Genomic DNA, 24,195 nt, shown 5'->3' with positions numbered 1-24,195 from the left:
AACGATAACCTTATCGCATTTTACAATTTATTAAGTAATTGTTACAAAAGTATTATAAAAAACTTTTAAGTTTTTGTCAAGTTATCGTCCTTATTAATCTTATAAAATCTGGTATTTTGTAAAATACTTAACATTATAAAGGGACTATCCTCATGATAGTCCCTTTATTAATCATTTTTATTTGTCATCATTTTTAAAGCTTCATTTTGACATTTAATAAAATAAGCTAATTCATAACGTGAGCTAGGTGCTGTTTCATAAACACAATACATAGGATCCATTAATTCTAATATAGATGCAGCTAATGGATGATCAAAAGGTACATGTCCATCTAAAGCATTAATATGCTTTTTTAAAATCATTAATTGTTGCTTTTTATCTTTTGCTTTTTGATATTGCTCTAATAAGTAATGATGATTTCGTCCCATATAAAATTTGGGAAGCGCCTTATTTAAATGAACCGCCTTAATCCACCTTTTTGTTTCGCCTAGTTGAGTAATCACCTTTTTTATATATTCATAAGCTTGCTTCTCATTTCCAATAGTAGCATTAGTTAATGTTAAGTGTGAAACATCTACTAAATACCCTTTATTTTTATACTGAACCCCCTCAATAAACCACTGTGTGAGTTCTGGATTTAAGTAGGTAAGCCCAGGCCACCATAAGTTTTCAAATAAAAGCATAGGCCCATCTTCCTCAGCTTCAAAAACAGCGTTAACAAGTTCTAAGGTAGCTTCCATTACTTCTTGGTCCGTATAATCGAACTGCCAGGTAAAGGAATCTTCAGGCAATACATGGCTTACATGAAAAACCATGTATTTAGCTCCTAGTGCTTTAGCACGCCGATACTGTTTTTTATAACTTTCAATGAGTACTGCTGGTTCTAAGCCTCCATAATAACTTTTAATAGCTTCTTCATCTTCAAATAATTGTTGTAACTTTACTTGATCTTGTCTCCAAAAATCTAGCCACATCGGATAAAAACTCAAGTGAACACCTTCTACAATACCCGCTGGTATTTGCTCTAACGGATAGTCTAAGGTCAATCCAACCTCTATACCATCCATACGATTTTTTTCAATAAACCCCTTTATCTGTTCCCAGTCTTTATCAAACAAGTCTAATTGTTTAGAAGTGGTTGATAAATGAAATAATCTTTTCATATGTGCCCACTTTCATTTATTTTAATCGGCAAATCCCTGGCTTAGTAGCCGTTTTAATCATTGTTCTGAGTATTGATAATTGATCATCTGTCAGGTTATGTTTTGGTATAATTTGTGCACTCACTTTATTCACATAAAATCTAAAGTCATACTTTGTTTCCACAATATTCACAAACAAATCCCAAGACATTTCTTCAGATGCTTCTCCAATATCTAGCAGTATATGTTTCTCTGAAAAAACATACTTCACACCATAAGCAAAAGCTGGCATCTGCATTTGAGAAGCTGTAACCTGCCATACTCGCCAAGGAATGAGTACAAAAATCAAAATAGGTACTAACAGCAGGGTGATATTTTTAGAAATAAAAATATCTAGTCTTTCAGTTGTTGTACACATTTTATAAAAGAAGAAAATAAGGACTGCTAAGCCTATCCCCAGTACAATATCATTGACTATATTTTTTATAGCCACAGATGTGTTATAACGTAAAACATCTTTAAATTTAAACTTCACATCCAGTGATAAACTGTTTTCTTGTTGTTTTTCCACTTATTTTGCCTCCAGTCTTTTGTAATAGTGCTATTATATCATTATTTGTCTTTTAATACCATAAAAAAGAGCCAACACCAAGTTGTTAGCTCTTTCAAATACTTATTTTAAAGTTGTGCCTAGGAAAGCTGCTCCAATGATCCCCGCATCATTTCCTAAAGTTGCTGCTGTTATTTTGGTTTTAAGGCTTAAACCACCATACATTTCTTCTTGAACATATTTTGTAACAGGATTTGTAAGGTATTCTTTTTGTGCACTCATACCTCCACCTAAAACAATCATACTTGGTTCTAAAACATTAATAATATTGGTTATACCACATGCAATATATTTGAAATAGGTTTCAAGTACTCGCTCTGCGGTTTCATCTCCTGCTTGTGCTGCATCAAATACAACTTTAGCATTAATATTTTCTATTAAACCTTCTTTTGCTAAACTTATTAATTTGCTATCTGGGTAAAGGTGTGCAGCTGCTTTTGCTTGACGAATGAGAGCTGTTGCAGAAGCATATTGCTCAAAGCAACCTTTTCTACCACAACCACAAGGTTCTCCATCACCAAAACGAATGACTTGATGTCCGATTTCTCCCGCTCCAAAGAAGCTACCTCTATTGATTTTCCCTTCTGAAACAAGTCCACCACCTACACCTGTTCCAAGTGTCACAACTACTACATTATCTTCTCCTTGAGCTGCACCACAAATAACTTCACCTAATGCTGCTGCATTAGCATCATTTTCTACATATACGTCTGTTTGAATATATTTTTGAATTTCTTTTCTAACATCAACATGATTAAAGTTAAGATTGCTTGAAGATAAAATAACACCTTCTTCTGGTGACGCAATTCCTGGACTACCAATTCCAATTGAATGGATATCCTTTTCTGTAATTCCTTGTCTTTTTAAAACTTCAAGACATAACATTGCCATATCTTTTAAAACTTCCTCTGCACTTCTTTCTCTACCTGTAGGACCACTTATACTGTGTAAAATATGATAGTTTTCATCTACTAAACCAACTTTAATGGTTGTCCCACCTAAATCCACTCCTAAATAATACATGATGTATCCTCCCTTAACTCTTTAGCTATTAAAACTGACCTTTCTGCAAATTATTCATGACACGGTCATTAAGTGCCTCAGCCGCATTATAACCCATTTTCTTTTGTCTAAAGTTAATAGCTGCTGTTTCACAAATAATGGCCACGTTTCTACCTGGACGAATAGGTATTGCATTGGTTACTACTTTAATACCCATAATATCAGTATATTCATTAGTTAGTCCTAAACGGTCATACTGTTTATTTTGATCCCATGCTTCAAGACGTACAATCAAATCGATATTTTTCATTTCTTTAACAGAACCTACACCAAAGATTTGTTTGATATCTACAATTCCGATTCCCCTTACTTCGATAAAGTGTCTGATAACTTCTGGTGCTGAACCTAATAAAGTATTGGCGGATACCTTTTTGATTTCTACTGCATCATCTGCTACTAAACGATGACCACGTCTAATCAGTTCTAGTGCTGTTTCACTCTTTCCAATACCACTTTCACCTGTGATTAAAACACCTTCACCATAGATATCTACTAATACACCATGCATCGATAAACGTGGTGCTAATTCTACATGAAGCCATCTATTTGCTTCAGCTAGAAAAGTGGTTGTTGGTAAATCTGTTTTAAAAATAGGAATACCGTTTTCTTCTGCGCATTGTAATAAGTATGGAAATGGTTCAATTTCTTCACGACAAATAACAATACAAGGAATATCTTTATAATCTAATAAGCGTTTAATTCTCTTATTACGCTCTTCTTCTTCGATTTTTTCAAGATAGGTATATTCAACCTTTCCTATGATTTGTAGACGTGTAGAATCAAAGTAGTCAAAAAAACCTGCTAATTGTAAAGCGGGCCTATTGACGTCACATTGCGTGATTCTACGTTCTTTGTAATCTACTTGTGGTGTAAGATTTTCTAATTTGAGTTGTTCTCTGAGTTGTGCTACTGTTACAAAATACATGCTTTTTCCTCCTTGGCACACATTAACCCTTCTAGTATAACATTTTCTCCCTTTTTTTCCTATCAGCTTTATTGCCTAATTCCTATGGAAATAATTATATATATTGCTTGCAACATCTGCAGGGATACCAGGAACTTGTTCAATGTCACTAAGACTAGCCTGTCTTAAGTGCTCTATGCTTTTAAAATGTTTCAAGATAATTTTTTTTCGTTCTTTTCCTACACCCTTAATCTCATCCAATAAGGATTGTACTTGAGCTTTACTACGAAGCTTTTTGTGATATTCTATAGAGAAGCGATGAACTTCATCTTGTAAACGTGTAATTAATTTAAAACCTTCACTACCACTAGGTAGTACAATTTCTTCACCTTGGAAAAGAAGTCCTCTCGTTCTATGGCGATCATCTTTAACCATACCACAAACTGGTATAGCTAACCCATACTTCTCAAGCATTTTTTCAGCTACGCTTACTTGGCCCTTTCCACCATCCATCATCAATAGATCTGGCATCTTACTGAAACTGTTTTCCTCTTGCTCTTCTTTAAGGCGATTGAATCGCCTGTCTAATACTTCTTCTAAACTACCATAATCATTAGGACCCTGTATACTTTTAATTTTAAACTTTCGATAATCACTTTTCTTAGGTTTGCCACCTTCAAAAACTACCATGCCACCTACAGATTGTACTCCTTGTGTATTAGAAATATCGTAAGCCTCCATACGATACGGCAGTTTTTCTAATCCAATAGCTTCTTGAAGCTGAGCTAAAGCCCCTTCAGTACGCTCTTGTTCCTTTTTCATCTGATCTCCAAATTGCCCTAATGTTAATTCAGCATTCTTGCTTGCCAGCTCCATTAAACCATGTTTAGTACCTTTAACAGGTGTAATCAGTTGTACTTTACTTCCTTTCTTCTCTGCTAAATAGCTTTCTAACACTTCCTTTTCATTCGGTATCCTTTCGATAACAATCTCTTTTGGAATAAAGGTTGCATTAGCATAAAACTGCACGATAAAATCACGAAAAACTTCTTCTATGACCTCATCTTCTGTATCTTTTAAATAAAAATGTTCTCTTCCCACCATTTTACCTTTCCTTACAAAGTAAACCTGCACTAAGGTATCTTGTGGACTTTTTGCAAAAGCAATAACATCTTGGTCTAACATACTACTCATTGTAGCATTTTGCTTTTGTTCTAATTTCATAACTGCTTGTATTTGATCTCTTAGCTGGGCTGCCTTTTCAAATTGCAAACTTTCTGAAGCAACTAACATATCTGCTTGAAGCTTTTTAATAACTTCTTTATACTTACCATTTAAGAAACTGATGACTTCCTCAATCATTTCACCATAAGCTTGTTCATCAATAAGTCCAGTACAAGGTGCATTACATTTACCAATATGATAATTGAGGCAAGCTCGTTCTTTCCCTATGTCTTTTGGCAAGTTACGTGTGCAAGTACGTAACGGCCAGGTATTTTTAATAATGTCAACAACCTCCCACATAGCTGTAGCGTCTGTGTAAGGGCCAAAATACTTAGCACCATCCTTTTTCATTTGCCTTACAACGCGCATGCGAGGAAAAGCATCTTGCGTATTTATTTTAATATAGGGATACTGTTTATCATCCTTTAATCGAATATTGTACTTAGGATCATACTTTTTGATTAAATTACATTCTAATACAAGTGCTTCTACTTCTGAACGTGTAATAATATATTCAAAGCTCACAATATGCTGCACCATCTTCTTAACTTTAATAGAATGGTTCTTTGAACTTTGAAAATATTGTCTCACACGATTTTTTAGATTAATGGCTTTTCCTACATAAATAATTTGTCCTAAATCGTTTTTCATCAAATAAACGCCTGGTTTTTCAGGCAGTCGTTTCAGCTCATCTTCTATAACAAACATATCTGCCTCCTTCTTGCTAGTCTTTACTTGTCTTAAGATTATTATAGCATATTCTGTTTTATTACCATATTATTTCAGTTTAGTTAAAATAGTATTTTTATACTCGTATTCATTGATATTTTGAGGTATATTGTTTATACTTAGTTTGACGTTAATTAATAAATTCTTTATTTACAGGAGGACTATTATGAAAATAAGTAATAATTACAAAAAATTATGTTTAGTACTTGGTTTAAGCACCGTTTTCAGTGCAGGCATTGTAGATGCAGCTAACTATACAAAAACCTTAAAAGCTACCTACAGAAATATTCAAGTAAGCTATAATGGCGTAGTTAAATCTATTTCTGAAGAGCCATTTGCTATTGATGGTACTACTTATGTACCACTTCGTGCAGTTAGCCAAATATTAGGTGCCGATGTAAATTGGGATGGAACTAATAATCTGGTTAAAATCACTAATACAGCTACAACAGATAACTCTTCACAAGTTACTTCATTACAACAACAACTAGCTACTGCCAATTACAATCTTGCTTTAGCACAACGTGAAGTTGAAACTTTAAAAACAGAACTTGCTAATTATAAACAAGATACCTCTACTGGGTCTGATATTTCCACTTCTGCTCTTAATAAAACGCTTGCTAGCATTCAAGAAACTTTTGGTACAGAAAATCGTATTGATTGGACATTCGACTTAACACAAAATTCTAGTGGAAAATTAGAATTAGAAATCTCATATGATTCAAGAAATGATGAGTCAAGATTTAATCGTTTAAGCTCTAGTGAATTAAGACTCTTCACACAAGATATTTGTGTTGCTATTCGTAAAAATCATTCGGATATCGAAATTGTAGGTTCTATTACAGACAGTCGCTCTGATTGGGATAAAGCAACTTTTACATACTCTAAAACCAATAAAATTAGTTTCAGCTTAATGTCAGATAATTACTATGATACAGCTAGAGACCTTTCTCGTTACTATACTAGCTTTAGTAATATAGCTTATACAACCTCAACTGAAAATGGTAAATTTACTTTACCTATTGACAGTATTGAATTAGCTACTGGTTCTAGATCTTTATTATTTACTGTAAAAGTAAAACTTTCAACTGTAGATCTTCAAACAAAATGGAAAGGCATCCAAACTAATGATACAGTTATCGAAGATGATCTTTACGATATGCAAATTGATATTGAAAAAGAGTATGACGGTGTAGACGTAGAAGGCCAAGTTGTTGATACAACTACTGGTAATATCATTGCAACTATTGATACAAATGGCCGTTTCTCTTATAGATAATCTGCCTTTTAGTAATTAAGCACACTGATATTTACAGGTTTAACTATTTTTTCTTAGCCAAAAAGGTATTAAAGCAAATTTGCTTTAATACCTTTTTTATGTTTGTCTATAGATTTTCCTATTTATTTTAGTATTTTCTTTAAAAATTGGCCGGTATACGACCCTTCCTTTTTAGCTACTTGTTCAGGTGTTCCCTGGGCTATAATCTGACCGCCTCTAGTGCCTCCTTCGGGCCCTAAATCAATGATATAATCTGCTGTTTTAATGACCTCTAGGTTATGTTCAATAACAACCACACTATTACCACCTTCTACAAGTCTGTCTAAAATACCTACTAATTTATGAACATCAGCAAAATGTAAACCTGTTGTTGGTTCATCCAAAATGTAAATTGTTTTTCCTGTACTACGCTTACTAAGTTCTGTAGCTAATTTAACACGTTGCGCCTCTCCTCCTGATAAAGTCGTAGAAGGTTGTCCCAAACGAATATAACCAAGTCCCACATCTACAATGGTTTGGAGCTTACGTGAAATTGTAGGAATATTTTCAAAGAACTTAAGTGCTTCTTCCACTGTCATATTTAAAACTTCTGCAATAGATTTATCTTTGTATTTAACCTCTAGGGTTTCACGATTGTAACGTTTGCCTTTACAAGCTTCACAGGGCACATATACATCAGGTAAAAAGTGCATTTCAATCTTAATCATCCCATCACCTTGACAGGCTTCACAACGTCCACCTTTGACATTAAAACTAAAACGTCCTTTTTGATAACCTTTCATCTTAGCTTCATTAGTTTGAGCAAATAAATCTCTGATTTGATCAAATACACCTGTATAAGTAGCTGGATTAGAACGTGGCGTACGCCCGATAGGTGACTGGTCAATACTAATGACTTTATCTAAGTATTCTATACCTTTTAGGTCCTTATGCTGACCTGGCTTTAAACGTGCACCGTTTAAATCTCTAGCTAAACGTTTTAATAAAATCTCATTAATAAGTGAACTTTTTCCTGAACCAGATACCCCCGTAATACAAGTTAAGGTGCCTAATGGCAGTTTTAAGGTTACATTTTTTAAATTATTAGCCGCTGCACCTGTTAAAGTTAAACTATGACCATTTCCCTTTCTTCTTACTTCGGGAATCTCAATACATTTACGCCCACTTAAATACGCACCTGTCTCAGATTTTTCACAAGCTAAAATCGTACCAATAGGCCCAGAAGCAATAATCTCTCCACCATGCTCCCCCGCACCAGGACCAATATCAACAATCCAATCTGCTGCATACATAGTATCTTCATCGTGTTCTACGACAATTAAAGTATTTCCTAAGTCTCTCAGCTTAATTAATGTTTGAATGAGCTTATCATTATCTCTTTGATGAAGACCAATACTTGGTTCGTCCAAAATATAAAGCACGCCTACTAAACCAGATCCAATCTGGGTAGCTAAACGAATACGTTGTGCTTCTCCTCCTGAAAGAGTCCCTGAAGCACGCGCTAGATTTAAATAATCAAGTCCCACATCTACTAAAAACCCTAAACGCGCTTTAATTTCTTTAAAAATTAGTTCCCCTATTTTATTTTGGCGCTCTGTTAACTGAAGAGTATCAAAAAATATTTTTAACTCCCCTACAGCTAGATGCGTTAAATCGTCAATATTCTTATCTGCTATCGTTACAGCTAAAGACTCTGGTTTTAGCCTTGCTCCCTTACATACACTACAAGGAATACTTGTCATTAAGCTCTCATACTCCTGTTTAGCTGATTCTGAACTGGTTTCATTATATCGCTTTTTAGTGTTGGCAAGTACACCTTCAAAGGCGTATTCATACTCTTTTGTGCCATATTCCCCTGAAAAAACAAACTTAATTTTTTCCTTGCCTGTCCCATATAAAATCACATGTTGTACCTTTTCTGGTAATTCTTCAAATGGGGTATCTAGGTCAAAGTTATACTTTTTAATCAAAGCAGACATAAGGGCATATGCATAACTACTTGGATTACCTATTGATCCCCAACCGACTACAGCAATAGCGCCTTGCCTTAGGCTTAAACTCGGATTAGGAACAACCAATTCTGGATCCACCTCTAAATGTTCACCTAAACCAGTACAGGCAGGACATGCTCCTTGAGGATTGTTAAAAGAAAAGGATCTTGGTTCTAGTTCTTCAATGCTGATATTACAATCTGGACAAGCAAAACTTTCACTAAATCGCATTTCTTTTCCATCTACAATATCTACTAACATGAGCCCACCTGAAAGCTTCATAACTGTCTCTATAGAATCCGTTAAACGTTTTTCAATACCTTGCTTAATCACTAATCGATCCACAATGACATCAATGGTATGTTTTTTATTTTTGTCTAAATTAATTTCTTCCTCTGATAAGTCATACATCTCTCCATCAATACGTGCACGTATAAAACCTTGTTTACGAGCATTTTCGAGTACCTTCTCATGAAGTCCTTTACGTGCTCTCACAACTGGAGCAAGAAGTTGCACCTTTGTTCTTTCTTCAAGTCCCATAAGGACATCTACCATTTGGTCTATGGTTTGTTTTTTAATTTCTTTGCCACATTTAGGACAATGTGGAATTCCTACTCTTGCATAAAGCAAACGTAGGTAATCATAGATTTCTGTTACTGTCCCTACCGTAGAACGCGGATTTTTACTTGTTGTTTTTTGATCAATTGAAATGGCTGGTGAAAGGCCTGATATACTTTCTACATCTGGCTTTTCCATCTGACCTAAAAACTGTCTTGCATAAGCAGATAAAGATTCTACATAGCGTCTTTGACCTTCTGCATAAATTGTATCAAATGCCAACGAGGATTTACCCGAACCACTTAATCCTGTAAATACAATAAACTGATCACGTTCTAATTCTAAATCTACATTTTTTAAATTGTGCTCTTTGGCACCTTTAATGACAATTTTATTTTTCATAAATTCCCCTTCTCTTATCCTTAGTTTCTTATGGCTTATTATATCATGCAATATTTATTTTTTCAAACATCTGTTCGATTGTTTTTTCTTTTAATTAGTTTTAATAGAAAAACCCCTTTCTATACTCCTATTTTATTCCGATATATAGGTATGTTAATTGATGGTAATTTTTATTTTAGTCTTGTTTTTTTAGTCAAATTCCCTTAGACTAATTTTGTAATAATTATGTAACATTTTGTAACAATTAGTCATCATTACAAATGGAAAGAGGTTTTACTATGAAACACAAAAAACTTACTATTTTATGTCTCTCATTTTTACTTTTATGTTCTTCGCTATTTGCAGCTTCATCTATTCCTATTTATATAGAAGGTAAAGTAATTAACAGTTCTAGTACCCCAGCTTATATTTCTAGTACCCAAAGAACAATGATTCCAGTGCGTGCAGTGGGCGAAGTTCTAGGCCTTCAAGTAGATTGGCAGTCACCAGAGGTTATCTTAACTGGAAAACATCAATCCACACAAAAAATGCTTACTGTTCGTATCAATTCTAAAACACAAAGTTTATGGGTAAATGGCAAATTGCTAACTCAGTGTATTGAAATTAAAGATGGTCGTAGCTACATAACTTTAAGAGTTTTAGCAGAAGCTTTTGGTTATAGCGTAGACTGGAAAAACAAAAGTGTTTATATTACCAAACCTCTTACACCTCCAGTTACAAATAAACCTGAAGTAAATGAACCTACTACAAATACGCAAACAAGCTTTGAAGATCAGGTTTTAGCCCTTGTTAATAAAGAACGTATTGCTGTTGGTCTTACTTCCCTTACAATGGATGAAAGCCTTAGAAATGTAGCACGCATTAAATCAACGGATATGCGTACTAATGGTTACTTTAGTCATACAAGTCCAACTTACGGCTCCCCTTTTGATATGATGAAACAATTTGGTATCAGCTATACAGCTGCTGGTGAAAATATTGCTCAGGGCTATGCTACACCAGAAGCAGTTGTCGAAGGTTGGATGAACAGCTCAGGTCACCGTGCTAATATTTTAAGTAGCAATTTCACACACATTGGTATTGGTTACGATAATAATGGCCATTATTGGACACAAATGTTTATCAAGAAATAATATACTACTGGATTAATAAAGAAAAAAGCATTTGTATAAATACTTTTTTATCTCAAAAATAAATTAAAGAGGTAGAATCTTCGTTCTACCTCTTTAATTTATTTTTGATTAGCTATAAAGTTACGAATTTGTTCTAATAACATAGAAAGTGCTACTGAGTTAAAGCCACCTTCTGGAATAATGACATCGGCACGCTTTTTAGTTGGGTCTACAAAACGCTCATGCATTGGTTTAACCGTTCCAATATATTGATTAATAACTGAATCTAAGTCTCTTCCTCTTTCTTTTACATCACGTAAAAGTCTTCTAATAATACGTAAATCTGCATCAGTATCTACAAATACTTTGATATCCATTAAGTCACAAAGTTCTTGACTCTCAAAAATAAGAATACCTTCAACAATAATAACTTTTCTAGGTTGTACTTCCATAACTTCTTCTAAACGTGTATGTTCTACAAATGAATAAACTGGGTGTGAAATAGGCTCACCCTGTTTGAGTCTACGTACATGTTCAATTAAAAGATCTGTATCAAACGCATTAGGATGATCGTAATTCAATTTTGTACGCTCCTCATATGTTAAGTGCGCATTAGATTTATAGTAATAATCATGAGATAAAACGACAACATCATCATTAAACGCTTCTTTTATTTTTTGGGTTAAAGTTGTTTTTCCAGAACCCGTTCCACCTGCAATACCTATGATTAAAATTTCTTTCATAGTATCCTCCATCTAGTCACATTCTGTTTGCTTGGCTCATAGCCACTATATTTCATCATAACATAGTGATCTATACTTGGCTAGGATTTCATCTAAAAAACTAGATGGAATATATTATAAACATATAAAATACATATGAAATTGTTTTAATAAACTTATAGTATGCTATAAAGGAGTTTGAAAATGATTAAAATTGTTACAGACAGTACGTCTTACATTCCTGAACAAGAACGTTTAAAATATGATATTTCTATTGTTTCCTTAGGTGTACACTTAAATGACCAAGTATTAAGGGAAGTAGATATCAAAAATGAAACCTTTTATGAAGAAATGGCTAAATCTCCTGAAATTCCTACTTCTTCTCAACCTACTCCTGGTGAAATGTATGACACCTTCGAAAATTTAATTAAACAAGGGAATAGTATTGTAGCTATTTTTCTTTCTTCGGAAATGAGTGGTACCTACGCTAGTGCACATTCTACTAAAGATATGATTATAGAAAAATACCCTCATGCAGAAATAGAAATTTTAGACTCTCGCACAAACTGTATGCAACTTGGTTTTACTGCACTTGAAGCTGCTAAAGCTGCTTCAGAAGGTAAAAACATAAGCGAAGTAGTTGCTGCTGCTCAAGCAGTTATTAATCATAGCCGCTTTCTATTCACCCCCGACACCCTTACTTATCTAAAAAAAGGAGGTCGCATTGGGGGGGCTGCTGCTTTATTGGGAACGTTATTGCAAATCAAACCTATCTTAACCGTTAAAGATGGACAAACCTCTGTTTTTACTAAAGTTCGTACTAAGAAAAAAGCTATTGATGCTATTATTCAAGGTTTTATGAGTGATTTAGCTGAATGCGATTTAGGTGATGTCATTGTTCATCATATCAATTGTGAAGAAGAAGGATTAGCATTAGCTAAAGTACTAGAAAACCAATTAGGCCGTAAAATCCAAATTCAATCTATTGGCCCTGTTATTGGCCTTCATGTTGGTCCTGGTAGCATCGGTCTTGCTTATTTTACTAAATAAACTAATATAGTGGAATTCCTTATATCTTCATTAGGTGAGGAATTCCTGCATTTATTGCTTCTAACGTCTAGTATATCGTTAAGCCTTTTTTGACATAAAAGTGAAAACTATATTAATACCAAGTTTTATTCAAAAGTTTTCAAGTCACTTAATTGCATTGTATTACTTTACTTATCTGATATCATTAGTTAATTTGCATCAATACTATTTTTGATACAGTCTTTTAAATACCTCTAGAGCCATTTTCTCTTTAGGTTCAAATGTCTCTGTACTTACATATTTTTTCAAGCTATAGTAAAGCCATTTTGCTGATATGCTATCTTGTAAGTAATCCAGTTCAGCGGTGCAAACTAAAAGTTTCCCTTCACCTATCTTGACTTCAAAAATCAATCCTAGCATATGATTTCTCTCAAAATTATCTATTGTTTGTACTATAGGTGCCGAAATTATACCATCTAATATAGTAGAATTAGATCTACTCACTATATCAAACCATTGAGGTGTCGTATAAAATTCACTCGGGAAATACTTCAATGCTGGATGTTTATAATCAATTAATAAACCCATGGTACCAATAGGTACTGGTTTACCCACACTCTCAGAAATAGACCTAAACATGGGATAATTCCAGAAATTCGTACAATAGGTCCCCTCTATTGAATGAGTATTGTTCTTTATTTCAGGTAAGTACAGTACTCGTTTTCCTACTTGCAATGCTTCACACGCCTTCTCTAAACTTGTAGTAACAATCTCATCTTCATTATTAATCTCTTCCATTAAGCTAGGATAAACCCACAATGTATAGCTATTTTGTATATCCGTGTTATCAATCTCTATTGTTAACGTTATTGCTCTCGGTTCTAGAGTGTTTGGGAATTGAATGGCCAACTCATATAACACCGTATGCCCTATTGCAATCTCTCCTATTGTAACTATTTCTGTATAAATTTCCTCTTCTTGACTAAGTAATTTGATTTTCAGTCTTGCATCATGAACTATTTCAAGTCTAAAATACGCTATTTCTATAGTACTTTTAAAAACTTCATTTAATTCACAAACATAACTGGGAAACTTAGCCATGAGAACTGCATCTGAACAAAAACTTTTCCACTTTTCTGGCGTTATAAGCCCTTTGCTTTCCATAAAAGCATCTAGCATACCTACTAATGCGGTGCCTTGACCTGTAAAATCTTGTAAATCTAATATTTGAAAGCCTGCTAATTCATGACTACGAAAAGCTGTCTCTATTTCATTTTTGTAGCATGCTGCTGCCAATTTCCCCGATGCCTTAAAATAAGCGTCTGCCCTATGTAACATACCTGACTTACTAAGCCTTTTCTCAAATACTTGCAAATTCCGAGGTTCTAATACCCCTTTATACTTCTGAATTTCTTTAAAATTGGGAAACACTTCATATTGTCCAATTTCATGAGCGATCACTGGTACATTGGGAATAAGCTCTTCTGATTCTATCAAATCAACCGTTTTTATACCTGTACCATATTGGATTTCTATAGAGCCTTCTTTATTTTTTGAATGAAATACCCCCATTGTAGGACGTATCTTATCATCATAACAATGTGTTGTGTTCGGCGGCTGCACTTGAATATGTCCTTGTGGTGCGTCGCACATAGCATATGAACCTCTAAACAATCTATCTTCTGAAAATCTAACACCACAGAAAAAATCATCATTTTCTAGAATACAAGGCGAAAATTGAAAGTTATTACATCCTTGTGTATAAAGATGTCTATTATCATAGTTTTTATAAGCTCCAAGAATATCGTTGAGTACCTCTTTATTACCCCATAGTTCATTTCCTAATGACATCATTACAAAAGAGGGATGGTCTCCAAATTCATCTAAAATTCTATATCCCTCATTAACTAAATACTGATGCATCTCTTCATCATGCTGCTCATCTAATGGTGAAGTTATTGTTCCCCAGAATGGTAACTCCGGTTCCATATAAATACCTAGTTGGTCTGCTGCAGTAAAAGCAGCCTTTGGTGGACAGCATGTATGAAAACGATAATGATTAATCCCATACAACTTAGCAGTTTGCATTACTTGTAACCAACTCTCCACATCCGTAGGAGCATAGCCAGTCAGTGGGAAAATAAGACCATCATGCTTTCCTCTGAGAAAAGTATCATTTCCGTTTATAGTAAATCTATTTTTCTCAGCTTTAAACTCTCGTAATCCAAAGCGATATTCACTTCTATCTATACACTCACCTTGTTTTTCTATTTCTATAACTAAAGAATATACTTTAGGGGTATATTCACTCCATAAAATCGCTTTTTCTCCTAGATAGTATAACCAGTCAAGCCGTCCATCTTTTATCTTCATTTTTTGTTTTTCAAAAGTCTCTTTTTCATCTATTACATACGCACAAAGCACCATCTCATTATTGTCCTTGAGGGTGTCTTTTATCTTAAGATCACCTTTTATCCTTACGGATTTAGTATGAATGTCTGTATATAGTTTTATATTTGACAAGTATACATCATCATAAATGATTAGACTTATCTCACCTGTTATACCATTCCAATTCGTTTGCGTATCGGGAGAGGTCATATGCCCTCCCTTTGTAGGATAAGCTGTATTATCAGTCATTATAGTTATCTTATGATGAGTTCTAATAATGTATTTGCTCAACTCATAAATATGTTTTGAACAAAGACTATTACAGTTTCCTACATATTGATCATCTATCCATACATGTGAAATTCTTGTGCGTTCTAATGTTAATTTTATCGTCCTATTGAGATACTGCTTAGGTATTATTATTTCCTTTGCATACCATGCATATCCCTCAAATAAGTAAGGGTCAGTTAGATAACCTACATTTTCTTCCAGATTATACTCTCCCTTTTTGGCTTCTGAAGTTGTTGTAGGTAGTGCCATTTCATCTTTTAAATTTCTCGAAAAATAGCACTCATCAATTCCCTTCATCTGCTGATCTAATTCGAATTGCCACTTCCCTTTTAAATCAATTTTTTCTAACATAAGTCCTCCTCATTTCATTTCTAGAGTTACTTAAAATAATTACGGGTAATTATTATTTCTTCTTCTAAGTGAATATTTCTAGAAGAACCTCCTACTTGTATCATAAATGCACCATCTTCTACCTTAAAACACTTATCTTCAACACTATAAAAACTAAACGCTTCTTCATTTAAAACAAAGTGTATTTTATGTACTTCTTCCGGCTTAAGATTTATCTTTTCAAAAGCTTTTAATTCATGTAAAGGACGTTCTACACTTGCTTCTACATCAACTATATAAAGCTGAACCACTTCTGCACCTTCTAAATTTCCTATGTTTTTTATACTAGCTTCTACAATAACTGATAACTCATTTTCTTTCTCTAATAATTGTACTTTTAAATCATCATATAAGAATTCCGTATAAGATAATCCATATCCAAATGGGAATAGAATGTCTGTACAATACGTATCGTAATAACGATAACCTACCATGATTTCTTCTTTATATGCCACAACATCCTTTTTCCCAAATTCTCCAATAAAATGTGCTGGGCACTGTATTTCTTTTTTTATGAATGTTTCTGGAAGCTTACCAGAGGGATTGACTTCTCCCCATAATATTTCCGCTAATGCAGTACCACCTTCCATTCCTGCATAATAACTCCACACAATAGAATCAGCTTGTTCTATCCATGGCATTTCTACTGGGGCTCCTGCATAAATCACTACTATTGTATGAGGATTAGCTTCTAAAACTGCCTGAATTAATGCATCTTGCTCATAAGGTAATCTCATATGCTCTCTGTCAAGTCCCTCTACATCATAATCATGATTAAGTCCACCAATTAAAATAACCACTTCTACTTCTTTAGCAAGTGCTACCGCTTTTTCTCTCAGTTGATTTTGAATCTGCTTCCTTCTTTCTTCAATTCTATCTTCCGAATTACCTCCTATATTCTCTCTTGTAATATCTGCTATTTCCAAAGACTTGTCATAGATACTAGTTGCTTGCCAGTTTTGATCACTCTCTTCACATTTTTTAGGAATATAGTATCCCTCAGCAAAAACAACTTCTGTATTTCCACCTAATATCTTTTTGATTCCCATAAGTGGAGATATCTCATAGAGTGCTTTAACCTCTGCACTTCCCCCTCCATTAGAATGAATTTGAACTGCATTTTGTCCAATGACAGCTATTTTCTTTAATCCTTTTTTCTTAAGTGGTAGTTCATTGTTATCATTTTTTAACAAAATAACAGATTCTCTTACTACTTCCAATACAGCTTCTTGATGTGTTTTTGTATTGTAAGTTCCAGCCTTTCTTTCTTCCACTTGATCTCCAATCATATGAAGGCGTAGCATCATTCTAAGGATATTTCTAACTTTATTATCGATGCATAATTCATCAATTTCTCCAGATTTCACTTTTTCCAGTAATGGCTTAGACAAACAATAGTCATCAAAATCATTAGTTATATTCATTTCCACATCTAAAGAACATTCTGCTGCTGCTTGGGTGTTATGAACTGCTCCCCAGTCAGATACAATCGTTCCATCATACCCCCATTGTTCACGCAAAACTTCATCTAGCAGTTTTCCATTTTCACAACAATGTTTACCATTAAGTAGATTATATGCACCCATTAGTGAATAGGTATTTGCTCTTTTAACAGCATCTTTAAATGCGGGATAATAAATTTCTTGCAATGTCCTTTCATCAACTAATGTATCTACCCATAATCTTTGCGTTTCTTGAGAATTAGCAGCAAAGTGTTTTACGCAAGCTGCCACATCATATTTTTGAATACCTCTAATCATAGGTACTGTAAGTTCTTTAACCAGATAAGGATCCTCACTCATATACTCAAAATTTCTCCCACATAAGGGGCTCCTTTTTATATTAATACCAGGTGCCAATATAATATCTTTTCCTCTGCCTCTGGCTTCTTCACCTAACACCTCTCCTGCTTTACCTGCTAGTTCTCGGTTCCAAGTAGCCGCAATAGCACTATTACTTGGTAAATAAGTGACATAATCATCTGTATTTCCAATAGCTCTCCACTCTGTATCTGCAAATTCCATACGAACGCCCATAGGACCATCTGACATTTTAAGTGGTGGAATACCAAGTCTTTCTACACCCTTTGTTCTAAATAAACTTGCACCATGAATCATTCCAATCTTTTCTTCTAATGTTAGTTTCTCTAACAATTTGTTTATTAACCTTGTATCTTTCTCACTCATAAGATATGAATTCCTTCCCAATTCTCATATGTATTGTTTGTAAAATAAGCTCATATACCTATCGCTCTCATATGTATTTAAAATTATGTTACTACATAGTTTGCTTATTTAATACATGAATTTTTCTATAAACAACACTTTACTTTTCTTACTATTTCCCCTGCCATTTCTACTTATATTAACTTATTTCTATAAAAAAAAATAATACTTCTTTGATGATTTTGCATATGAATATCATCAAAGAAGTATTAAAATCTTTATCATTAAATCCCGCTATTATACCTAAAATGGTGGTTATGCCATGAATCCCTATCACTTACACAACCACCACTTCTTCTTATTATTAAATTCATTCAACCACTATTTTAAATAAGCTTGCTTAAGCTTAATTAAGACATCTCTTAACTCGGCGGCTTTTTCAAATTGTAATTCAGTCGCCGCTTTCTTCATATCTTTCTCAACTTTTTTCATAGTCTTTTCTAATTCTTCTTTACTCATAGACTCTGGATCTTTTTCGGCTAGCAAGCCTTTTTCCTTGTCTGCTGTCTTAGTGGCAATGATAAGGTCTCTAATTTTTTTCTTAATCGTTTTAGGCACAATGCCATGAGCCTCATTATATTCTTCTTGGATTTGTCTTCTTCTAGCTGTTTCTGAAATAGCATTTTTCATAGATTTGGTCACTTGATCCGCATACATAATAACCCTACCATTAGCATTACGTGCTGCACGTCCTATAGTCTGAATCAGTGAAGTTTCTGAACGTAAAAAGCCTTCTTTATCTGCATCTAAAATAGCGATTAAAGATACCTCTGGAATATCTAAGCCTTCTCTTAAAAGGTTAATTCCCACTAATACATCAAATACATCCATACGTAAATCTCTAATAATTTCAATCCGCTCTAGCGTATCAATATCTGAGTGAAGGTACTTAATTTTAACACCTAATTCACCCATGTAAGTTGTTAAGTCTTCTGCCATACGCTTGGTAAGTGTAGTAATCATGACTTTCTCACCTTTAGCCACAATTTGATTGATTTCTCCTAATAAATCATCAATCTGTCCTTTAACAGGTCTTAACTCAATCACTGGATCTAAAAGTCCTGTTGGTCGAATAAGCTGCTCGGCAATGGCAAGTGAATGTTCTAATTCGTATTGAGCAGGTGTGGCTGAAACAAATAATAACTGATTAATCTTACTTTCAAATTCATCGAATTTAAGAGGCCTATTATCAAGAGCCGATGGTAGTCTAAAACCATAGTCTACCAATACGGTTTTTCTAGCTCTGTCTCCATTATACATAGCCCTTACCTGTGGAATAGTCATATGAGATTCATCAATAATCATTAAAAAGTCTTTAGGGAAATAGTCTAGTAAGGTAAAGGGGGTTTCTCCTTCTTCCCTACCGGATAAATGCCTTGAATAGTTTTCTACCCCTGAACAATAGCCCATTTCTCTTAACATTTCCATATCAAACTGAGTACGTTGTGAAAGGCGCTGTGCTTCTAAAAGCTTATCTTCTTCTTTAAATTCTTTCAGTCTTTCTTCTAATTCTTTTTCAATACGCTGCAAAGCTACTTCCATTTTTTCACTTGAAATAGCATAAAAAGAAGCCGGGAAAATGACCACATGTTCCCTATAGCCAAAAACACTACCTGTCAGAGGGTCTATCTCTGCTATACGATCAATTTCATCTCCAAAAAACTCAATTCTAATGGCTTTCTCAGACATTCCAGCAGGAATAATCTCTACTGTATCTCCTCGCACACGAAAACTTGCTCTAACGAAATCCATATCATTACGTGTATATTGAATCTGTATCAGCTTTCTTAATACATCATCTCTATCCATTTCCATTCCCGTACGAATGGATAAAACTTGCTCAGAATAATCGATAGGGTCTCCTAAACCATAAATACAAGATACACTGGCTATGACAATAACATCCTCTCGTTCGCATAAAGCAGCTGTTGCCGAGTGACGTAATTTATCTATTTCCTCATTAACGCTTGAGTCTTTCTCGATATACGTATCACTAGAAGGAACATACGCTTCTGGCTGATAATAATCGTAATAAGACACAAAGTATTCTACTGCATTATTGGGAAAGAACTCCTTGAACTCACTGTAGAGCTGTGCTGCTAATGTTTTGTTATGTGCTAAAATTAACGTTGGCTTTTGTACCTTTTCTATGATATTAGCCATAGTAAATGTTTTACCTGACCCTGTTACTCCTAATAAAGTTTGATACTTATGCCCTTCATTAATACTTGTTACAAGCTCATTAATGGCCTGGGGCTGATCTCCTGTGGGTTTAAATTCAGAAACAATCTCAAATTTGCTCATTTTTCCCCTCTTTTCTTGTGGTTTAGGCTTATTGTATCACTAGTTTTTCTTTCATTCAATGAGTCGAACAAAAGTTTGGTGTTTTTTATTATATACTTTGCTATTAATAATAAAAGAGCTATCCAGGATAGCTCTTTTATACTTCTTTCATTATTTCGGATAAAAGCTCGAACAACAAGTGTCATCGCAGTTGCATGCATTGTAGCCGCTTACATCAATAGAATCAGCTGCACAATTGCAATTATTATTGTGAGTACAGTTAGTTGCTTCACAGCCCACATTCATTTGAACAGTTGGCTCCTGACTTACTGCATTTCTAGCACCACCTTGATCTTCATAAAAATTAGAACAACAAGTATTTTCAGAATGCTGAGCCGCATTACCTGCTACCTTAATTTCACCTCTACAGCAACATTGCTCTGAGTTATGGGCACAATTTTGTGCGCTACATCTTAATTGTGGCATATTAAGCCTCCTTATTTACTGATTTTCTTACTTAGTTTATCCTCGTCTAGAAAATCTATTCTAATAAAGTAAAAGTAAGCCTAACATCATTCCTAAAATAGTAGCAATGGTTGTCATACGACCATTCCATATTTTCTTAGATTCAGGCAAAAGTTCTTCACATATAATATAAAGAATAATACCTGCTGCAATGCCTAATCCAGTACTTACTAAATTTTCACTCATACTACTTAAAACAAAACCACCTACGGCACCAATCCCCATACATATACCTAATCCCATTGCAATAAATAACATTTTAGATAACTGTATTCCACCTTGTTTAAATGGAATAGATAGTGCAATTCCTTCTGGCACACTATGTAATGCTAAAATCAGTGTAAAATGAAAGATGGATTCGTTATCCACATTGCTAATGGTTCCTAAAGCAAAACCTTCTGGCAAGTTATGCAAAGCAATACCAACTGCTAGAATAAGTCCCATTTTGCTTAAAGGACTGTTTTTTTTACCTAGCCGTTTTTGAATTTCTGGTACAAAATCATCTAGTAGAGTCCCTAATAAGACACCCATTATAATCCCTACAAATACTAAATCAATCCTACCTTTTTCTAAAGCTTCTGGTAAAATATCAAAACAAATCATAGCTAACATTAAACCTGATGTTCCACCAAAAAGCATACCTATTAAACGTTCGTTTTTAATGTGAAATAAATAGAGTAATAGAATCCCAAAGCTAAGACCACCACCCTCTGCTAATAGCCCTAAAGTGCCAACTCTCACTAATTCCATAGCTTATCCCCCTTATATGCAAAAGGGGATTATCTTCCTTATACCCTACTAGATAATCCCTCTAAAATCATTTTATGGAACAAGCTCTTATTTAGAACTACTATTTTTTATTCTTCTATTCTTTGTACACCTATACCAATTAATCCTGGTCCTGTATGTACAACAAGTGCAGGTGTAATTTGCCCTTCTACCATGATTTGAATATTAGGTAGTACTGCTTTAAGCTCTGAAACAATCTTATCAGCTTCTTCCTTTGCACCACCATGCATGACCGTTAAATTATAACGTTTATACTTCTTAGCAAATGCCTCTGCTAGCTCTGTTGCTTTCTTTAAAGACTTATTTCTTCCTCTTACTTTTGTAACAGTATAATAAATGCCATCTTCATTACAAGATATAATAGGTTTAAGATCAAATGCTGTTCCTAGTAGAGAGGCTACAAGACCTATTCTGCCTCCCTTTTGTAAATATTCCAAAGTTGAAACGCAGAAAAATAACTTCGTATGTTCTACATTCTCCATTAAACGCCTACAAACCTCTTCATAGCTCAAACCTTGGTCTAAAAGCTGTCCCGCTAATATAGCACTAAAACCAGCACCTATCCCAATATTTTTAGTATCAATCACTGTGATAGTAAGTCCCTCAAATTCTCTAGCAACACTCGATACCATACTCCATGTATTACTTAAGCCACTAGAAATCGTGACAGCAATCACATGAGTATAACCATCATCTTTAATTTGTTTAAAAGTATTCATTACTGTCTCTGGGCTAGGTAAAGAGGTTGTAGGTATTTCATCATTAAAGCGTTCATATACTTCTTCCGGAGTAATATTCACTCCATCATAATATTCCCCTTCTTTGTAAATAATCATAAGTGGCATAACATATATATGATAACGTTCTTGATATTCTTTTGGTACATCTGTACATGAGTCAACTAAAAGTGCGATTTTATTCATAGCTCCTCCTCTAATTCTAAAAATAATTTTATCTAGTTTTTAATACTATATTAAATTATATTACTTATAATGTCAAACCATTTTTAATACAATTGACATTGTTTTAGTTTTATGATAAATTCATCCTATTAGGGAGGCTGGATTAATAATGGATTTTGAAACTTCTGATCTAGTTCAGGATATGATTCTTTTTCATTGTCCTCGTTCTAGCGAATTACCACATCTTGATCTTTATATGGATCAAGTTATCAGTTTTATTAACGAAACCTTAAACTGTTGCTATCTAGATGCAGATGATAAAATTTTGACACCTGCCATGATTAACAATTATGTGAAACAGGGTATTGTTTCTCCATCTAAGAACAAAAAATATACAACACATCATTTAATGTATTTAATTGTAGTTTGTGTGTTTAAAAAAATGCTTAGTATTCCTGAGATTTGCGCTTTAATCCGCATTCAAATTCAAACTTATCCAATAGAGGTAGCATATGATTATTTTTGTGTTGAATTAGAAAATGCTTTAAGGAATACCTTTTTGCAAAAAGAAGCGCTCATGCCCGTTGTTGCTACTAAAGAAACTGACCAAACACGTCTTTTACGTAGTACAGTTTTAGCTTTTGCTAATAAACTTTATATCCAAAAATTCATTCAATATCATGAACAATATATAATTACAGAAAAAAATGAGTGCTAACCTTGTTTGAGGTAAGCACTCATTTCTATTTTATTCGGTGATATCTACTGGCATAGCCACACTTTTTACATAATGATTCCACGGCCGTTCTCTCCGAAAACCCTTTATAAAGAGCTGTTGCTCTGGGGCTATTAATAATATCTTCTAAAGATGTTTCAAAAATATTCCCCAAGTTAATATGACCTTCACTATCTAAACAGCAAGGTACTACTGTTCCATCTACTAAAATACCTATTTGGTCTCTAAGTCCATAACAAAAAACCTCATCTCCCAAATGCTCTTTGTCTTGATCTGGCCACTCAAATTTCTTCGCCATATTTAAATAAACTTGTTTTCTTAATTTAATACCGTTTTTTTGTTTTAAAGCTTCTTTAATATCTATTTCAGCTTCTAGACCATTTTGAAGCTTATCTAAAATATGTTGGTTGAGCTCATTTTTACCTTTTAATAATTCATCATCCATGTTCCATAAACGGATACTACAAATAACCCTAGTAGATGCTATCATCCTTAATATAAACTGAATAACTGTATCTAAATACTCATCTATATTTCTTACTTGTTTATTTCCCTCAAAGCTATGAAGTGAAATGTTAATTTGTCTTAAAGCAGGTGATGCTAAAAGAATATTTTCAACCTTCTTTAATAAAGTACCATTAGTGGTCAAATTGACTTTAAGCCCTGCTTGCCTACTTAGCTCTAAATAAGTCCTTAATTCTGGATGAGTAGTTGGCTCTCCCATTAAATGCAAATAAATATAGTCTGTATAGGGTTTAATAGTCTTTAAAATATGTTGAAACTCTTCTACTTCATTATATTTTAAAGTTCTCTTTGTTTTAGGACAAAAATCACAGCTTAGGTTACAACTATTTGTAATTTCTATATAAACCTTTTTAAAGCGCTTCATATTCGCCTCC

The 24,195-nt window shown here is 34.0% G+C and carries 18 protein-coding genes; 4 read left to right on the top strand and 14 right to left on the bottom strand.

Annotation, left to right across the window (positions count from 1 at the left end; all coding sequences use genetic code 11):
* Positions 1–167 precede the first annotated feature (167 nt).
* The 5 genes from EKH84_RS10775 to uvrC form a co-directional block, all read right to left on the bottom strand.
* Positions 168–1,163 carry a TIM barrel protein gene (locus EKH84_RS10775; protein WP_127066296.1) on the bottom strand — a complete coding sequence of 332 codons (996 nt, stop codon included), beginning with the start codon at positions 1,161–1,163 and terminating at the stop codon, positions 168–170.
* Between the two features lie 16 nt (positions 1,164–1,179).
* Positions 1,180–1,713 carry a YcxB family protein gene (locus EKH84_RS10770; RefSeq protein ID WP_127066295.1) on the bottom strand — a complete coding sequence of 178 codons (534 nt, stop codon included), beginning with the start codon at positions 1,711–1,713 and terminating at the stop codon, positions 1,180–1,182.
* A gap of 102 nt (positions 1,714–1,815) precedes the next feature.
* The gene (locus tag EKH84_RS10765) at positions 1,816–2,775 is read right to left on the bottom strand and encodes an ROK family protein (RefSeq protein WP_013656670.1); all 960 of its coding nucleotides are present in this window, start codon (positions 2,773–2,775) and stop codon (positions 1,816–1,818) included.
* A gap of 28 nt (positions 2,776–2,803) precedes the next feature.
* Entirely contained in the window at positions 2,804–3,739 is a 936-nt protein-coding gene (gene hprK / locus EKH84_RS10760; RefSeq protein WP_013656669.1) for an HPr(Ser) kinase/phosphatase, read from the bottom strand.
* Positions 3,740–3,814: 75 nt separating this feature from the next.
* Positions 3,815–5,650: an excinuclease ABC subunit UvrC gene (uvrC, locus tag EKH84_RS10755; protein ID WP_127066294.1), complete on the bottom strand. Its 1,836-nt coding sequence runs from the start codon at positions 5,648–5,650 to the stop codon at positions 3,815–3,817.
* A 187-nt stretch (positions 5,651–5,837) separates the two neighbouring features.
* On the opposite strand from uvrC, the gene EKH84_RS10750 reads away from it, so the two are divergent.
* Positions 5,838–6,950, top strand: a complete 1,113-nt coding sequence (locus EKH84_RS10750; RefSeq protein WP_127066293.1) for a copper amine oxidase N-terminal domain-containing protein — start codon at positions 5,838–5,840, stop codon at positions 6,948–6,950.
* A gap of 122 nt (positions 6,951–7,072) precedes the next feature.
* On the opposite strand, the gene uvrA is transcribed toward EKH84_RS10750, so the two are convergent.
* Entirely contained in the window at positions 7,073–9,901 is a 2,829-nt protein-coding gene (gene uvrA, locus EKH84_RS10745; protein WP_127066292.1) for an excinuclease ABC subunit UvrA, read from the bottom strand.
* Positions 9,902–10,179: 278 nt separating this feature from the next.
* On the opposite strand from uvrA, the gene EKH84_RS22040 reads away from it, so the two are divergent.
* On the top strand, positions 10,180–11,034 hold the full coding sequence (locus EKH84_RS22040) for a CAP domain-containing protein (RefSeq protein ID WP_190283297.1): 855 nt from the start codon (positions 10,180–10,182) through the stop codon (positions 11,032–11,034).
* A gap of 98 nt (positions 11,035–11,132) precedes the next feature.
* Here the strand turns inward: EKH84_RS22040 and udk are convergent, their stop codons facing one another.
* A complete protein-coding gene (gene udk, locus EKH84_RS10735; protein ID WP_127066291.1) occupies positions 11,133–11,756 on the bottom strand; it encodes a uridine kinase in 624 nt (207 codons plus the stop codon).
* 183 nt (positions 11,757–11,939) lie between these two features.
* Here udk and EKH84_RS10730 point away from each other — a divergent pair, with 183 nt between their 5' ends.
* Positions 11,940–12,785 (top strand): DegV family protein, encoded by an 846-nt coding sequence (locus EKH84_RS10730; RefSeq protein ID WP_127066290.1) that lies wholly within the window; start codon positions 11,940–11,942, stop codon positions 12,783–12,785.
* 204 nt (positions 12,786–12,989) lie between these two features.
* Here the strand turns inward: EKH84_RS10730 and EKH84_RS10725 are convergent, their stop codons facing one another.
* The 6 genes from EKH84_RS10725 to EKH84_RS10700 form a co-directional block, all read right to left on the bottom strand.
* Positions 12,990–15,797: a sugar-binding domain-containing protein gene (locus EKH84_RS10725; RefSeq protein ID WP_127066289.1), complete on the bottom strand. Its 2,808-nt coding sequence runs from the start codon at positions 15,795–15,797 to the stop codon at positions 12,990–12,992.
* Positions 15,798–15,823: 26 nt separating this feature from the next.
* Entirely contained in the window at positions 15,824–18,022 is a 2,199-nt protein-coding gene (locus EKH84_RS10720) for a beta-glucosidase (protein ID WP_127066288.1), read from the bottom strand.
* A gap of 360 nt (positions 18,023–18,382) precedes the next feature.
* Positions 18,383–20,365 (bottom strand): excinuclease ABC subunit UvrB, encoded by a 1,983-nt coding sequence (gene uvrB, locus EKH84_RS10715; protein WP_127066287.1) that lies wholly within the window; start codon positions 20,363–20,365, stop codon positions 18,383–18,385.
* A gap of 150 nt (positions 20,366–20,515) precedes the next feature.
* Positions 20,516–20,830, bottom strand: a complete 315-nt coding sequence (locus EKH84_RS10710) for a DUF1540 domain-containing protein (RefSeq protein ID WP_127066286.1) — start codon at positions 20,828–20,830, stop codon at positions 20,516–20,518.
* Between the two features lie 60 nt (positions 20,831–20,890).
* Positions 20,891–21,619, bottom strand: coding sequence for a ZIP family metal transporter (locus EKH84_RS10705; protein WP_013656658.1), 729 nt, complete (start codon positions 21,617–21,619; stop codon positions 20,891–20,893).
* A gap of 107 nt (positions 21,620–21,726) precedes the next feature.
* Positions 21,727–22,581, bottom strand: coding sequence for a DegV family protein (locus EKH84_RS10700; RefSeq protein WP_127066285.1), 855 nt, complete (start codon positions 22,579–22,581; stop codon positions 21,727–21,729).
* Positions 22,582–22,729: 148 nt separating this feature from the next.
* Between EKH84_RS10700 and EKH84_RS10695 the strand changes: the two genes are divergently transcribed.
* Positions 22,730–23,278: a DUF1836 domain-containing protein gene (locus EKH84_RS10695; protein ID WP_127066284.1), complete on the top strand. Its 549-nt coding sequence runs from the start codon at positions 22,730–22,732 to the stop codon at positions 23,276–23,278.
* A gap of 25 nt (positions 23,279–23,303) precedes the next feature.
* Here the strand turns inward: EKH84_RS10695 and EKH84_RS10690 are convergent, their stop codons facing one another.
* The gene (locus tag EKH84_RS10690; RefSeq protein WP_127066283.1) at positions 23,304–24,185 is read right to left on the bottom strand and encodes a radical SAM/SPASM domain-containing protein; all 882 of its coding nucleotides are present in this window, start codon (positions 24,183–24,185) and stop codon (positions 23,304–23,306) included.
* Positions 24,186–24,195: the final 10 nt, after the last annotated feature.

The sequence above is a fragment of the Cellulosilyticum sp. WCF-2 genome, from assembly GCF_003990395.1.
GTDB lineage: Bacteria > Bacillota > Clostridia > Lachnospirales > Cellulosilyticaceae > Cellulosilyticum > Cellulosilyticum lentocellum.
This window is presented reverse-complemented; position numbering and strand designations above follow the sequence as displayed.